Below are 14,619 nucleotides of genomic sequence, written 5' to 3' on the forward strand. Positions count from 1 at the left end.
AAAAGCTCATCAATTTCGGGAATGCGAAACCTCAAATCGTCTCCGCGCACGGATAGTGCTGTCTGCAGCTCGGATCTGGCCAGATTAAGATGAGGCGATCGGCGGCTTCCAACGAGGAAGCGCAAATTCGGCGAGTCGAGGGTTATCAGCTGTTCAAGTTCAGCCTCCGCGCCTGCATCTGCCAAGAGATGGAAATCGTCCACGACAAAATACAGTGGACGTTCCAGCCGCTCGGCGGCCCGTGCCAAGGCGGGGAAAGAGCCGGCAGGTTCGCCGTTGATGGCTCGAGCCACAGCAATTGCGAAACATAAAAACATACTTTCCTGTTTCGCGTCGCGCCTGCTCGACCGGTACCAGGCCACATGGCCTGAACATTGCGCTGCCCACTGCGTGAGAAGGGTTGTCTTTCCAGTGCCAGGGGGGCCGACTGCCAGTACCAGTCGCGGGCTGTGTCGATCGTTGAGGTCTGTGGTCAGGCGGGGGCGCAGCAATCCAAATGCTGAAGGTGCCTTGGAGAGACGTTCAAGATGCGGGTCGACCATACCGTCCTGCTTTCCTACAGTTTCGGTTCCCGATGTTTGAGACACGCCGGGGGCCTGTGGCAGACGCTGATGGCTGAGGCCCTAACGAGCGCATCCGGCAGGCACGCCACGATCTGCCTTCTTCACAAAAGTTCTCGCCACATGACGCGCTCCGAACATTAGGGCTGGTCCCAGCAGTTAACCCGGGCGAGCGTTACTGACGCGTTATTGGATCATTTCGACTGCCCGAAGGTCGGGCCATATGGGCTTTCCTGGCAGGATAGATGCCGCGAAAACGGGGCGGACCTCGGGGGACCGCCGAGGAGGTGCGCCCTGCTGGCCTTCCTGGCCCCCGTGTACCGCCGCGTCTCGGCGTCCTACGCGCAGGTAGCTGCAGAAGCCGAGGAAGCGGCGGACACCGTCGGGTGACCCGCCGCCTCCGCGCGCGCCCCTATCCGACGGCGACCGGCAACGGCTCCAGCGGCACGTGGCGCACTGCGCCCTTGTCTGCGGAGAGCGCGAAGGCCGCGTAGGCCCGCAGCGCGGGGGAGACGGCGCGCTCACGGTCGCGGGGCCGGTACCCCGTGGTCGCCTCCAGCAGATCCCGGCGGCGGTCAACCTCGTCGTCGGGCACTTCCACGCTGATGGAACGGGAAGGGATGTCGATGGAGATGGTGTCGCCGTTCTCGATAAGCGCGATGGCTCCGCCCGCGGCGGCCTCGGGGGAGACGTGGCCAATCGAGAGTCCTGACGTTCCGCCGGAGAAGCGGCCATCGGTGATCAGCGCGCACTTCGCGCCAAGACCCAGGCCCTTGAGGAACGACGTCGGGTAGAGCATCTCCTGCATGCCGGGTCCGCCGCGCGGGCCTTCGTAGCGGATGACAACGACGTCGCCTGCGACGATCCGTTTGCTGAGGATGGCTTCGACGGCGTCGTCCTGCGATTCAAACACGACGGCCGGGCCGGAGAACGTGAAGATCGATTCGTCCACGCCGGCGGTCTTCACCACACAGCCATCCACCGAGATGTTGCCCCGCAGCACGGCCAGACCGCCCTCCACGGTGTGCGCGTTCGGGACCGACCGGATACAGCCGTTGGCGTCGTCGGTATCCAGGGTGTCCCAGCGCTCGGACTGGGAGAAGGCCGTCGCGGAGCGGACGCAGCCCGGCGCCGCGTGGAACAGCTCGACGGCGGTGTCCGTGGCCTTGCCGCCCCGGATGTCCCAGTCGTCCAGCCAGGAGCGCAGGTCCGGGCCGTGCACGGAGCGCACATCGTGGCGGAGCATCCCGCCGCGGTCCAGTTCGCCCAGGATGGCCGGGATGCCGCCGGCGCGGTGGACGTCCTCGACGAGGTAGTCGCCGTTGGGGGCAACCTTGGTCAGGCAGGGCGTCTTGCGTGAGATCGCGTCGATGTCCTCAAGCGTGAAGTCGAGTTCGGCCTCCTGGGCGGCGGCGAGCAGGTGCAGGATGGTGTTGGACGAGCCGCCCATGGCGATGTCCATGGTCATGGCGTTCTCGAATGCGGCGCGGCCGGCGATGGCCCGCGGCAGCACCGACTCGTCGTCGCCGTCGTAGTAGGAGTTGGTGATGTCCACGATTGCCTTGCCGGCGTCCTGGTACAGCTCCTTGCGGGCGGTGTGCGTGGCCAGTGTGGTGCCGTTGCCCGGCAGCGAGAGGCCCAGCGCTTCGGTGAGGCAGTTCATCGAGTTGGCCGTAAACATGCCCGAGCAGGACCCGCAGGTGGGGCAGGACGTTTCCTCGATGCGCAGCAGGTCCTCGTCGGAGACGGAGTCGTTGACGGCGTCGGCGATGGCCGAGATCAGGTTCAGGCGCTTGCGGACGGTGCCGTCCACCAGGACGGCGGTGCCGCCTTCCATGGGGCCTCCGCTGACGAAGACGGTGGGGATGTTCAGGCGCAGCGCGGCCATCAGCATGCCGGGGGTGATCTTGTCGCAGTTGGAGATGCAGATCAGGGCGTCGGCGCAATGCGCGTTGACCATGTACTCCACCGAGTCGGCGATCAGGTCGCGCGAGGGCAGCGAGTAGAGCATGCCGCCGTGGCCCATGGCGATGCCGTCGTCGACGGCGATGGTGTTGAACTCGCGCGGGATGCCGCCGGCCTCGATGATGGCGTCCGAGACGATGCGCCCGACCGGCTGGAGGTGTGTGTGGCCGGGGACGAATTCGGTGAAGCTGTTGGCGACGGCGATGATCGGCTTGCCGAAGTCGGATCCGTTGACGCCGGCCGCCCGGAGCAAGGCGCGTGCGCCCACCATGTTGCGGCCGTGGGTGACTGTTCGTGAGCGTAGAGGAGGCATGTAAGCAGTCAACCAGTGGGCGTGCGACGGTGGAAGACGGTGCTGGTACTAGTAGTGGGAGTGCTAGATTCTTGGGATGAGTGATGAACGACGGCGGGAGCTGGGGCAGTTCCTGCGTGACCGGCGCGGAAACCTGGTTCGCGCGGAGCTGGGGCTGCCGCCCATCGGACGCAGCCGCACCCAGGGGTTGCGCCGTGAGGAGGTTGCCTCCTTCGCCGCCGTCAGCGTCACCTGGTACACGTGGCTCGAACAGGGCCGGGAGATCAACGCCTCCCGCCAGGTCCTCGAGGCCATCGCACGGGTACTTCAACTGACAGCCGCCGAGAACTCCTACCTTCTGGCGTTGGGCGGCTACACCCCCGTTCCGGTCGCGGACATCGCCCCGATCGAGGAAGCGCCCGCACACGTGCAGCGGCTGCTGGACTCCCTGGACTTCCCGGCCTTCGCCGTGGCCCCGGACTGGGGGATCGCTGGCTGGAACCGGGCTTACGCAGGCCTGTATTCGCGCATAGCGGCCGTCGGGCCGGCTGACCGGAACCTGCTCTGGCTGATTTTCACGGACCCGCACCTGCGCGAGATGCTCCCCGACTGGGAAGAAACGTCGCGGCATTTCGTTGCTGAATTCCGCGCCGAAGCAGGAGCGCGTCTAGGATCCGCGGCCCACACGGCGCTGATCGCCCGCCTGGCCGGGGCCAGCCCCGAGTTTGCCCAGCTCTGGGCTGACCGCGGGGTGGAACGGTTCGCCTCCCGGCAACGGGTCTTTCTGCACCCCGAGGCAGGCAGGTTGGTTTATGAGCAGCACCGGCTGGTTCCATCGGACGCGCCGGAACTGCACCTGGTCATGTATGCCCCTGTGCCGGGCGCGTGAACAGGTTCAGCCATCGGCGGGAACCTCCGGCGCTTACGTGCCGGCCGTGGGCCAGTCCTGTTCCTTCTGTATCACCAGCTTGTCAGGGGCCCACGAGTGAACGATCCGGCGGCGGGAACCGCCCGCGGCCGTAAGGCTGCTGATCTCTGCCTGCCCGTTTCCAAGATCCTGCCAGCGGCCCGGTGTGGCCTGCCCCCGGTCATCCGGGCTGCTGCCGTGCCAGACGCAGGTGCCGTCGGGACGCAACTCAATTGCATCCCGCCAGCGAGCGGGCGGCAACGGGTATTCGCGGCGGCGGAAGATCATCGCGGAGGCAGTATCTTCTTCGTGGCAGTGCAGCCACATGCCGGTGATCTCCGGTGGGGGTCCGGTCATGGCCTCCACCGCCCGGCAGGTGTCATCATTAGCCCATCATCCACCCGCAGCATTGACGTTGTCACTGTTGAGCGCCGCGCGCAGGCCCTCCAGGATCATCAAGGCTTTTCGGTTGTCCCGGCGCAATTGCTCGACTTCCTTCCGGAGCCGGAGCAGTTCCGTGTCGCCTGATGCCTGCGCCGGGGCGGCCGGTGCTGGCGCGGCCATCGCCTGGCCAGCGAGCGCAGGAGCGGGGGCCGCCGCCGGGGGCGCGGATGGAGCAGCAGGAGCAGCCCCCGTCCCGCCGCCAGTCAGGGCGAATGCCGGTGCCATCAGGAAGGAAGCCCGGGCACCATCCAGGCATGCGTCCATCCGCCTCGACTGGCCCTCGGTGAACATGAACATGGCGGCGTCATCGGTGTAGTCCATGTAGTTCATGAACATGTTGCCGTCAGGCCCGTTGTTGCAGCTGATTTGCGGGAACGTTGGACTGTTGAAGGTGGCGTCGGCCTGGTTGGGCGTGTCTTCCACCATGTCGCTGCCGCTGCATGAGCCGCGGTCGTCACCCCAAATGTGCCGCAGGTCCAACCAGTGGCCAATCTCGTGGGTCGCGGTCCGGCCGAGGTCGAAAGGAGCTTGCGCAGTTCCGCCTTTGCCGAAGCAGAAGCTCGCGATTACAACACCGTCGGTGGTCGGCGGCCCGCCGGGAAACTGTGCGTAGCCGAGCAGTGACCTCCCGATTGAGTCACGGAGGTCATGGCAGACCCAGAGGTTCAGGTAGTCGTCGCTGGGCCAGGCGTCTGCCCCGCCGGTTGAACTGGATTTGACGTCGTCCAGTTCGGTGGTGAAGAAAGGGACCGTGGAGGCGGTCCACGTGATGCCGTCGGTGGGATCACCGTCCGGGTCCTGGGACGCGAGCCGGAACTCGATATTGCAGTCGGCCACCCGGTTAGTCCACACTCCCGGCACCTTGGTCACGTCAGGGTTGGTTGCCCGGAAATCCTCGTTAAGGACGTCGATTTGGCTTTCGATCTGCGCCACGCTGACGTCTTGGGCAGGGTCAGCCGGATTGTGCACCACGTGGACGACGACCGGAAGGGTGAGCAGCCCGCTCCGCGCGATAGCGCGTGTCCGGGCCTCGTATGCCAGCGCACGGTTGTCGATCTGGGCACGGCGTTCCTGGTAGGTGACGCTCACGTTCAGCAGCCGGCGGTGAACTTCCATGGTCCCGCACAGTTCCCGGCCGCGCTGCTCCGGGAGGTTCACTAAGTTTGTGTCATGCATCGCTGGTTCTCCTTCACCTGATGGGTTGCGCAATACTGGTGCCGCTGTTCAGAGCCTGCGCCACGAAGATGGCGTTCATCTGCAAAATCTCCAGGGCGAGGCTGATGTCGAGTGTCCCGAGGGTGTCCCGATCAGTGTGGACGCGGTCGTTTGCAGAGTCTGTCCCTTCGATCGTCAGGACAGCTGGGATGCCCGCATCGATGAAGGGCACGTGGTCGCTGTTGAATGGCTTGAGGCTGGTCTGAACGGCCAGCGCCGTATTCGCCTGCGCAATATCTGCCAGGGCGTCGATCATGCCCTTCGACACGGGTGCCCCCTCCAGCAGCACCGTGGCCGTGCCGGTATTTTTGCAGGCGATCATGTCCATGTTGATGACGGCGCTGATCCGCGCGCGTTCCGCCGCGTTGAGGCCGCTCACGTATTGTGTGCTGCCGAACAGGCCCTGTTCTTCGCCTCCGAACAGGATCAGTCGCAGGTCATGCTTCGCTGGCCGGCCCGCCAGCGCCCGGGCGATGGCCAGCACGCCGGCGCTGCCGGACGCATTGTCGTCCGCACCCGGCGCGGCGGCGGAGAACCCAGTGATATTCACGGAATCCAGATGCGCAGTGACCAGCACCAGGTCACGATCCGCACCGTCACCGGGACGGTCAGCAATGAGGTTTCGGCTTGTGCCGCCAGGCACCGCCACGGTCTGGATCTGCGTGGCATATCCAAGTCCGGACAGCCGGTTTTCCGCCCACTCCAGAGCCCCGAGGAACTCGGTACTTCGGGAGTGGCGCGTGCGCAGGCGGGCAAGCGTACCGACGTCGTCCTCAAACGCTGTTTGGGACAGCGCGGCGGCGTCGGTGCCCACCTCCGCGGCTGGCTGCCCCGGGTGCCCGGACCCGGCAGCCCTTTGGTCAAACACCACGGCGTCGTCCGGCAGGGGGCTCACCCGGTAACAGGACGCATGCGGTCCGTCGGCGGGGGAGCCCGCGGCAGGATCGAATTCGACCACCAGGTAACGGCCCTTGTCCACCACCACCCGAACGTCAGGATGGTCCGCCTGGAAAAGTCGGGCGGTCTGGGTGACCACATGAAGATGCCGTTCGGGAACCAGCAGGCGATCGGCCGAATCAGCGGGTCCGCCGCGGGCAGTGGTCTGTCCGGGGTGGCCGGCGCGGGAGCGCACCACAAGTACGTCACCGAGCCTGGTCCACCTGGCACTGGCGGCCCGGAGGCGGTTCAACTCCTCGTCCTGACCGCCTGGTGGAATGTTCAGGACGATGGTCTCCACCGGTTCCCCGGCGTCAAGGAACGCCTGCACAAGCGGCACAACGCCGGCCAGCGTGTCGATCTCACCGTGCGGCTGGCCCGGCCCGCGGAGGTGGACAGCCTCCAGACCGAGACGACGGGCTGCAAGCACGTGGTTGCGGTTCTCGGTGACAAAAAGTACGTCGCGAAATTCGACGGCGGGACCGGCCTTTGAGGCTGCCGCGCGGAAAACGGCCTGATCCGGTTTGAACACACCCACCTCCGTGGACAAGGTGACGCGCTCCGAGACGGGCTCGAAGAATTGCCGGATGCCGAGGTCGTCAAGCAGGCTGTAGTACTGCTGCTGGATGGCGCCCACGTCCGAGGGTGCGGCCGGCATGTCAAAATCTGACACGAGACCCAGCACGGCTGCCGGTTGCCCGTCAGTGCGGAGTGAAGCAATCGCCTCAAGCGTCTCCACGGCGCCGGGCAGGAGGACACCACCGCTCTCAAGCGTGTCACCAAGATCGAACAGGACGAGTTTCACAACCGACTCCCACATTCGGGCCCACCACGGGAGAGTCCGTACCCGGCCTCCTCGTCCTGAGTCTTGATCATGATGCGTTACTGGCGCGTTACTGCCGCTACAAATCCGGAGTAACGGCCCTGTAACGCCGCCCTCCGTAAACTCGCGGGTGGAATATCGGGTGCGGCGAGTGCCGGGCCAAGAGCCACCAGGACCGGATGGGAAGAGGCAGGAGATGTCTGAATCACTGCAGGGCCTTCACTACCAGGCAGGGGAAGACAACACGGCGGCGCGTTCGCCCGAATCCTTTGGCCGCTCCCCGGCAGGCCCGGAGGACGCTCCTGCCCTGACCTTCAACAGCAATGAGGGGGCGGCGAGATACTACTTGGACCAGCTGCTCCAGCAGGACCACCGTGAAGGTATGCGGTCCTTGACCGAACCCGAACGGCCCGAGCGCGTCCCCAGCCTGGTGGTGGAGAGTGAACGGGATTTGCCTGCTTTGGGTACTCACGCTTTGCGCTTTTCGCAGACCTACCGGGACATCCCGATCTTCGGGGCCATGGCACTGGTGGAGCTCACGGACTCGCGGGATCTTGTGAGCGTCAACGGGCAGCTCGGAGAAGCCCCTGAGGTGGATCCCGTGGAATCCCTTAGCCGTGCGGAGGCACTGGCGAGGGTGGCCGACTTTACCGGCGCGGAGATTCCGCCCGACGCCGGCGTGGGTGCGAAGCTCAATTTCTACAAGAAGGACGACGACGGGTCCTGGCACTTAGCGTGGTTCCTCCAGGAACTACCGGCCGAGCCGCCCGCCAATGACGATGACGCCAGCGACGACGAGGCGATGCTCGGCCACGGCTTGGGGAGGCGGCCTGTCCCTCCCAGCTTCAACTACCTCGTGGACGCACACGACGGCGAGATCCTCTTCTGCTACAGCGCCGCGCCTACTGCCCTGCCCATCCCCGTCCGGTGCACCGGCATTGACGAGAACGAGGAGGAGCAGGCGTTCTTCGGGGAGTTGGTCGCACCCACGGGAACGGCCTGCCGGCTCCACGACCCCCGACGCATGGCCCGCACTTACGACTTGGAGTTCGCTGACATCGACAACGATCCTCCCGACCCTGCCGCCCCGGTGGAGGCGCCGGACAGTGACTATGGCACCACGAACCGTGCCGCTGTTTCCGCCCACATGAACGCCTCCCGGGTGCTGGACTTCTACAACGTTGTCCTGCAGCGCAAGGGGATCGACGATAACGGGATGGACCTCGTCTCGCTGGTCAACGTCACGGCAGCGACCATGCAGGCTCCGCCGAGCCTCCTCAACGCGTTCTGGTTCAACCATCGCATGTGGTACGGGCAAATCAAGAAGAACGGCCGGCTCGTCAGCCTCTCGCGCTTCCTGGACGTCATCGGCCACGAGCTCACCCACGGCGTGGTGGAAACGACCTCGCAGCTGGTCTACGCCACCCAGTCCGGGGCGCTCAACGAATCCTTCGCCGACTGTGCCGGGGTCATCATCAAGAACTGGTACGAGGCACCGGACCGGAACGATGTGGCCACCTGGGACTGGGAGATCGGCCCCGGGCTCAGGGCTGACGGACGCCCCCTCCGGGACTTCGCCGACCCCTCCCACACCGGTCACCCCAAGCACATGGACGAATTCCGCGCGCTGAGCCCGGGCGAGCTGCCAAGCCGGTCCAACGATCAGGGCTGGGTCCACTTCAACAGCAACATCCACAACAAAGCAGTCCACAACCTGCTGACCATGACCAAAAACGGTGCCAGGGTTTTCCGCGTCGAAGACGTGGCGGTGCTGACGTATCTGGGCATGGCCCGTCTGACGCCACGCGCCACCTTTACTCAGGCACTGCAGTCAGTGGTCGACGTCGGGCAAACGTACTTCGGCGGCGACCTCCACAAAGCGGAAAAGATCGCCGCAATCCGGAAGGCCTACCAGCTCGTCGGAATCATCTGAACGGCGCTCAGCGACGGTGCCCGGTAGGCTTCCAACTATGGGGCTGTGTACCGGCATATGCCATAAAGTGACTGCTCACCACTGAATGTCTGCGACGCTGTTGAGCGGTTCCCGGTCCCCGCTGATTGCGGGTGCCCTGAAAGCATCAGCGGTGCGCAACGCCTCCGCGAACTGCAGGTGCGTTCGCTCCTCCAACTCGGCCGTGCTGATCTGAAAGGCGCGGAACTCGTCGAAGTCGATCGCTTCCAACACATTCAGGTTCTGGGTCAGCAGGAATGCATGGTTCTTGAACTGTCCCTGCTCCACGTAGGCGAGGACCTTCCAGTACTCCCGGGGCAGCCGCGTGTCCCGGTACACGCGGTCATCATCATGGAAAATCGGCCCGCCGAATGCGCTCACCCTCAGGTCCTGGACATCAACGTCGGCAAAGACCGCGTCTTCCAGCCGCCCCCACACGCCATCCTTGCTGCTTTGGTTAAAGTCATCCATCTGCGGTGTGATGTTCGTGAAGAAGAACGAGTCACTGTTTGCACTCTTCGCCTCGGGCAAGGGCCCCCACAACAAGTCGGCCCGGCGGGCGATATGCCCCCGGTCGAGGCGGTTAGCGTTGTACAACTCGTCGCCACTCTGGAATTCGGCCGGAATTCTCGGGTCCTTGATGAAGGGGATGCCGCTGCGGTTGATCTTCTTGAGGGTCCCGCCGTCGATGTTCCAGGCGACCCAGCGGGCGAAGCGCCTGGACTTGCTGAGCGCCAGCGAGAAGTGTGTGTACGGGATGATCTCCGAGCCGTCGAGCCGGACTGCGTCTTCGAGCAAAGCATCGTCGCTGGTTGGCGGGTCCACCCGCTGCCCCAGAAACTCAGCCGAGTATCCCATGGTCCCCGCCGCTGCCTCTCTGGATATGTCAGTGGTCATTGGGTCAGCCTAATTGCACCCCGTTACTCAGGTGTTACGGGTCACAAATCTGACCGAAGACGAAGGCCATTGACAGCCCGCTCGGGACTGCGGAAAGTGGTTCTTACATCTTTCGGGGGTACCCATGGGCAATGGCGACTATGGTTTTGAGTTGAGGCTGCTTCAGTCGTGGCAGCTACGCCGGGACGTCGACGTCGTCCATGTCGCAGTGCGGCAACAACGGCTCATCACAGCGCTGGCCATCAACGGGCCCCGCACCCGAAGCTACCTTGTTGGTCTGCTCTGGCCGGAGACCCCCGAGTCCAGGGCGCTCGAAAGCCTACGCGTTGCCCTGCATCTCATTTCCCGGCAGGTTCCTGGCCTGCTGGTCAACAACGGGCCCATGCTGTCGCTTGGCGAAGGTGTCGATGTGGACCTGCACCGGCTCCGGGACCAAATCCGGGAGCTGAGCCGGGCCGGCCTCAATGGAAACGTCCCTTCCTGTCTCCAGCAGCTGCGGAACTCCGAGCTACTCCCGGGCTGGTATGACGATTGGGTGCTCTTTGAACAGAGCAGGTTGCAGCAGGACAGGCTCCACGCGTACCACATCATTGCCCGCGAATCGCTGTTACGGCGTGATTATGAGTCCGCCCTCGAGGCCGCGGAGGCGGCTTTGGAAGTCGAACCGCTGTACGAAAGTGCCGTTGGCCTCCTCATCGAGGCTGAACGGCAGCGCGGCAACAACGCTGCCGCGCTGCGCGCCTTCAACAAATACGAAACGAAACTGAAAGCGGACATGGGGCTGGTGCCATCGGGGGCCATACGGCAGCTTGTCTCGGACATGTCGTGAGGGCCAGCCGCCAGACGAATTCAGAGATCACGTAGTGGCGCCGATCGGGCGTTAAGCCACTGCCGGACCAACCTCAGGACCTCATCCGGATCAGCAGTGGAAATGGTGCGAGGATCGTCGTCCGGTGCCTGGCTGTAGGTTAGCCTGGCGCGGAACCCCGGCGCCTGGTCCGGCTCGTTCCACGTGCGGATAACCAAGGCAGCCATTGCCGGGTCTGACTCGTTTTCGGCGGAGACTCCTGACGGCGGATCGTCCTGTGTCATCGCGTTTCACCCTACTCTCATTCGGCGGGCTCCCAGTGAGTGGAAGTTCGCTGAGGCTTCCCCGATCCTGCAGCAAAAGAATCAGCAATCGGCCTAGCTAAGCGAAAGGTTTGCTCAAGATCGCCGGCCTGACATTTCCGTCGACGGCGACAGGGGCTGTTTCACATTGGAACACTGTGTCCTGCGCCAAACACCTCAGTCTGAATGCAGAGACAGTGGTCTGGATCACAGTCTGACCAATGAGCCTGTTTCAAGGGAGAAACACAGGACAAGCAGCACCACGTCGCCGCCCGCGATGACGCCCCGCCGAGCGGCCACCACCGCACTCCTTGGCAGCGCGCTCGAGTACTACGACTTTTTCGTCTACGGCGCCGCAGCAGCCCTCGTTTTCAACGTACTGTTCTTTCCGTCGGGCGACCCCACCGTGGCCCTGATCGCCTCGTTTGCCACTTTTGCCGTCGGCTACGTGGCCCGGCCTGTCGGCGCGGCGGTGATGGGACACTTCGGTGGCCGCCTCGGCCGCAAGCGCGTCATGCTCGCAACGGACAACCCGGCGCTCGGCCTGGTCCTCGCGCTTGCGGAACAGGTCTGGGCAGGACCGGCAGAAGCAGCCGCAGCGGAGTGAAACCCGCGCTACTCCGCGCTGGGCCGCCGTCGTTGCTGTTTGGTTGCTGACCGCTGTTGCTTGGCGGCGAGGTGCCGGTGTTTAGAGCCGCGGGTTGGTTTGGTGGGCCGGCGGCGAGGGCCTGCCGGCGCAAGGGCAACCTGCACGAGCTCGGCCAGCTTGGCCAGGGCGATCTCACGGTTGCGCAGCTGGGACCGTTGCTCCGAAGCAGTCACCGTGATCACCCCGGAGATCAGACGTGGTCCGAGACGTGCCAGGAGCATCTGCCGCTGGCTTTCTGAGAGCGCCGCCGAGTCACTGACGTTCCACAAGAGTTCCACCCGGCTGTCCGTGGTGTTGACGTGCTGGCCGCCTGGCCCCGACGAGCGCGAGAACCGCCAGGCCAGTTCCGTGGCGGGAATGGTGAGCGCGGGCGACACCTCCAGATCCATGCCACCAGCCTTGCACAAAATGCCCTTCGCCAACGGCACCATCCCGGGTTCGGCGCCGACGTAAGGCACTGTTAGTAGCATTGCCAGCAGTTGAAGGGGAGAAGTCATGCCGATGTGGTTCCAGGCGCTCATGTGGGGGACGGTTGCCGGCGGCGCGCTGGTCATTGGCTCCGGTGTCGCCTGGCTTTGGAAGATCCCGTCGAAGTTGGTGTCCACGGTGATGGCGTTCGGTGCGGGGGTTTTGATCTCCGCCCTTGCCTTCGAACTGGTGGACGACGCTGTTGAAGGCGGCGGGCTGCTGCCGACCGTGGGCGGATTCCTGCTCGGTGCGCTGATCTTTGTCGGCTCCAACATCCTGCTTACGCGGCGTGGGGCGAAGCACCGGAAGCGGTCAGGGGAGCGGCAGCCCTCCGAGCAGGAATCACCCGGCAGCGGCACAGCCATCGCGGTCGGTGCGCTGATTGACGGGATTCCTGAATCGGTGGTCCTCGGACTTGGCCTGGTGGCGACCGGAACGGTCAGCCCGGCCATGCTCGCGGCCGTCTTCATCTCCAACGTCCCCGAGGGTCTGTCCAGCACCGCCGGGATGAAGAAGGCGGGCAGGAGCCCGGTGTACGTCTTCGGGACGTGGACCGGCATTGCCGTGTTTTCCGGGCTGGCCTCGCTCATCGGCTTCACAGCGCTGGAGAACGCATCCGGTGAAGTTGTTGCCTTCATTACCGCCGTTGCCGCCGGGGGAATCCTGGCCATGCTCGCGGACACCATGATCCCCGAAGCCTTCGAAGAACATCACAACCTGACCGGGTTCACGGCCTCCGTTGGCTTCCTGACAGCCCTCACCATCCATCACGTGGGCGGCTGAGGTCAGGAGCGGGCAAACTAGTGTCATGGATGATGCTGAGGCCGCAACTACCCAACGCTCGACGGTGGAGGATTGGACGCGGGCGCTGGCAGAGTCCACCGGCTCGCCTGGCGGCGGCGCCGGGACAGGAGTCATGCTCGCCATCGCCGCTTCGCTGACGTCCATGGTGGCCGGCTATACCGAGCTAGACCCGCACCAGCGTACGGAGCTCGTTGGCATCCATGAGCGGGCTGGTTTGCTTCGCCAGACTGCGCTTCGGCTTGCGGACGAGGACGCCTCGGCTTCCCAGGCCTTCGGCGCCGCGTTCGGTTTGGAGCGTGGACCGGAGCGCGAGGAGGCCATCCACCGGGCATCCATCGAGGCAGCGAAGGCATCCGCCGTGCTCGGCGATCAGGCCATTGCCGCCATAGGGGACTTGGGCTGGCTTGCGGCCAACGGCAACCCTGCGCTGATAGCGGATGTCGTCGTCGCGTTCGGTGCCCTCAGGGCAGCGGTGACCGGGGCGCGCACCAACGTGAGTTTCGATCTCGCCGCGCTCACGTCCGCGGGCGGCACGCTCGAACAGGTCCGTGAACAGCACCCGGCGCTGTGGGAAACAGTCGAGCGGCTCAACGCCGCGCTTGAGCGCATCGACACCCTGACCGCCGGGATTGATCACCGCGCCGCCCCGACGGACGCCGTGTGACCCATGGGTTCCGGCGAAGTTCAGCGGGCCTACCTGGGGGCGAGTTCGCTTGCAGCCGTACCCGCGCGGCGGGTGCGGGCGGTGAGGTAGAGTCTGTGCGCTGTGATCACCAACGCTAGCCAGGCCGCCCCGAGTGCCCACGCGGCGAGGACGTCTGTGAGCCAGTGGTGGCCCAGATATACCCGGCTCAAACCGATGGTAAAGGCAAAGAGCCCTGCCAGGATCGCTGTGATGATCCTGGCACGCGGCGACTTCAGTCGGAGGATGATCAGGTAGGCAACGATCCCGGCGATGACCACAGAGTTCAAAGAATGACCGCTAGGAAAGGATGCCGAGTACTCGTAAGGCGGAACGGCGTCGACCAGCGGGGGCCGGGTCCGCCCGATGAGCGACTTGCCCGCGATGGTCATGAGCAATGACCCGGCGCCGGCAATGACGATAAGGATCACAGGGGTCCAGGACCGGCGTCGGACAGCCAACGTTGCCATGACGGCCAGCGCGAGGAGCGGCATGCCGATGGTTCCGCCAACATCCGTGTATGCCGTCGTGATGATATTCAAGGCGGGGGAGCGAAGCGTCTTGGCAGTATCCAGGACCGGATGGTCCAAGCCGGCGACACCGTCGGCTTCGACCACGGATTCGTAGACCTGCGCAAATACTGCGGTGAGTGTCACAGCCAGCGCCGCACCAACGGCCAGGGTCAGGATCAGCGCTGCGTGCGGGCCGAGAATACGGCTGACACGCCCGACGACGAAGGCCAGGAACTGCCCGAGCCGGGTGTCCCAGCGGGTAAGGTCATTCCCACCGATGAAGCGGTCGTGTTGCACTTCGCCTTCTACGCCGCCCTGAGGCGCGTGCCTGTCTTCCGGCGCCACGCGTCCTACCTTCCGCTCGGTATTCCCAAAATAATAAGTAACCTTAGCATTTGGTTGGT

Annotated in this window: 14 protein-coding genes and 1 pseudogene; 6 read left to right on the plus strand and 9 right to left on the minus strand. The window is 64.8% G+C overall.

Annotation, left to right across the window (positions count from 1 at the left end; all coding sequences use genetic code 11):
- Positions 1-182: 182 nt before the first annotated feature.
- Both AC1MCD_RS08900 and ilvD read right to left on the minus strand, forming a co-directional pair.
- Positions 183-542: pseudogene (locus AC1MCD_RS08900) on the minus strand (AAA family ATPase); the annotation flags it as partial.
- A 430-nt stretch (positions 543-972) separates the two neighbouring features.
- The gene (gene ilvD, locus AC1MCD_RS08905; protein WP_498677737.1) at positions 973-2,838 is read right to left on the minus strand and encodes a dihydroxy-acid dehydratase; all 1,866 of its coding nucleotides are present in this window, start codon (positions 2,836-2,838) and stop codon (positions 973-975) included.
- Between the two features lie 76 nt (positions 2,839-2,914).
- Between ilvD and AC1MCD_RS08910 the strand changes: the two genes are divergently transcribed.
- On the plus strand, positions 2,915-3,706 hold the full coding sequence (locus tag AC1MCD_RS08910; protein WP_498677738.1) for a helix-turn-helix transcriptional regulator: 792 nt from the start codon (positions 2,915-2,917) through the stop codon (positions 3,704-3,706).
- 33 nt (positions 3,707-3,739) lie between these two features.
- Here the strand turns inward: AC1MCD_RS08910 and AC1MCD_RS08915 are convergent, their stop codons facing one another.
- From AC1MCD_RS08915 to AC1MCD_RS08925, 3 genes are read right to left on the minus strand one after another with little or no spacing between them, the layout of a single operon-like run.
- On the minus strand, positions 3,740-4,081 hold the full coding sequence (locus AC1MCD_RS08915) for a hypothetical protein (protein WP_498677740.1): 342 nt from the start codon (positions 4,079-4,081) through the stop codon (positions 3,740-3,742).
- A 36-nt stretch (positions 4,082-4,117) separates the two neighbouring features.
- Positions 4,118-5,344: a zinc metalloprotease gene (locus tag AC1MCD_RS08920; protein WP_498677742.1), complete on the minus strand. Its 1,227-nt coding sequence runs from the start codon at positions 5,342-5,344 to the stop codon at positions 4,118-4,120.
- Between the two features lie 13 nt (positions 5,345-5,357).
- Complete coding sequence (locus AC1MCD_RS08925) at positions 5,358-7,124, minus strand: M20/M25/M40 family metallo-hydrolase (protein ID WP_498677744.1); 1,767 nt, start codon at positions 7,122-7,124, stop codon at positions 5,358-5,360.
- Between the two features lie 214 nt (positions 7,125-7,338).
- Here AC1MCD_RS08925 and AC1MCD_RS08930 point away from each other — a divergent pair, with 214 nt between their 5' ends.
- Positions 7,339-9,075 carry a M4 family metallopeptidase gene (locus AC1MCD_RS08930; RefSeq protein WP_498677746.1) on the plus strand — a complete coding sequence of 579 codons (1,737 nt, stop codon included), beginning with the start codon at positions 7,339-7,341 and terminating at the stop codon, positions 9,073-9,075.
- 75 nt (positions 9,076-9,150) lie between these two features.
- Here AC1MCD_RS08930 and AC1MCD_RS08935 read toward each other — a convergent pair whose 3' ends face one another.
- Positions 9,151-9,990, minus strand: a complete 840-nt coding sequence (locus tag AC1MCD_RS08935; RefSeq protein WP_498677748.1) for a DNA/RNA non-specific endonuclease — start codon at positions 9,988-9,990, stop codon at positions 9,151-9,153.
- Positions 9,991-10,141: 151 nt separating this feature from the next.
- Here AC1MCD_RS08935 and AC1MCD_RS08940 point away from each other — a divergent pair, with 151 nt between their 5' ends.
- Positions 10,142-10,819 (plus strand): AfsR/SARP family transcriptional regulator, encoded by a 678-nt coding sequence (locus AC1MCD_RS08940; protein ID WP_498677750.1) that lies wholly within the window; start codon positions 10,142-10,144, stop codon positions 10,817-10,819.
- A 20-nt stretch (positions 10,820-10,839) separates the two neighbouring features.
- Here AC1MCD_RS08940 and AC1MCD_RS08945 read toward each other — a convergent pair whose 3' ends face one another.
- Positions 10,840-11,082, minus strand: coding sequence for a hypothetical protein (locus AC1MCD_RS08945; protein ID WP_498677752.1), 243 nt, complete (start codon positions 11,080-11,082; stop codon positions 10,840-10,842).
- A gap of 295 nt (positions 11,083-11,377) precedes the next feature.
- On the opposite strand from AC1MCD_RS08945, the gene AC1MCD_RS08950 reads away from it, so the two are divergent.
- Positions 11,378-11,707 carry an MFS transporter gene (locus tag AC1MCD_RS08950; protein WP_498677754.1) on the plus strand — a complete coding sequence of 110 codons (330 nt, stop codon included), beginning with the start codon at positions 11,378-11,380 and terminating at the stop codon, positions 11,705-11,707.
- Positions 11,708-11,715: 8 nt separating this feature from the next.
- On the opposite strand, the gene arfB is transcribed toward AC1MCD_RS08950, so the two are convergent.
- Complete coding sequence (arfB, locus tag AC1MCD_RS08955; RefSeq protein WP_498678257.1) at positions 11,716-12,138, minus strand: alternative ribosome rescue aminoacyl-tRNA hydrolase ArfB; 423 nt, start codon at positions 12,136-12,138, stop codon at positions 11,716-11,718.
- A 106-nt stretch (positions 12,139-12,244) separates the two neighbouring features.
- Between arfB and AC1MCD_RS08960 the strand changes: the two genes are divergently transcribed.
- Together AC1MCD_RS08960 and AC1MCD_RS08965 are read left to right on the plus strand one after the other, a co-directional pair.
- A complete protein-coding gene (locus tag AC1MCD_RS08960; RefSeq protein WP_498677755.1) occupies positions 12,245-13,000 on the plus strand; it encodes a ZIP family metal transporter in 756 nt (251 codons plus the stop codon).
- Positions 13,001-13,025: 25 nt separating this feature from the next.
- The gene (locus AC1MCD_RS08965) at positions 13,026-13,685 is read left to right on the plus strand and encodes a cyclodeaminase/cyclohydrolase family protein (RefSeq protein ID WP_498677757.1); all 660 of its coding nucleotides are present in this window, start codon (positions 13,026-13,028) and stop codon (positions 13,683-13,685) included.
- A gap of 29 nt (positions 13,686-13,714) precedes the next feature.
- Here AC1MCD_RS08965 and AC1MCD_RS08970 read toward each other — a convergent pair whose 3' ends face one another.
- Positions 13,715-14,512, minus strand: a complete 798-nt coding sequence (locus AC1MCD_RS08970; protein ID WP_498677759.1) for a phosphatase PAP2 family protein — start codon at positions 14,510-14,512, stop codon at positions 13,715-13,717.
- Between the last annotated feature and the right edge of the window lie 107 nt (positions 14,513-14,619).

Source organism: Arthrobacter sp. BF1 (assembly GCF_056680215.1).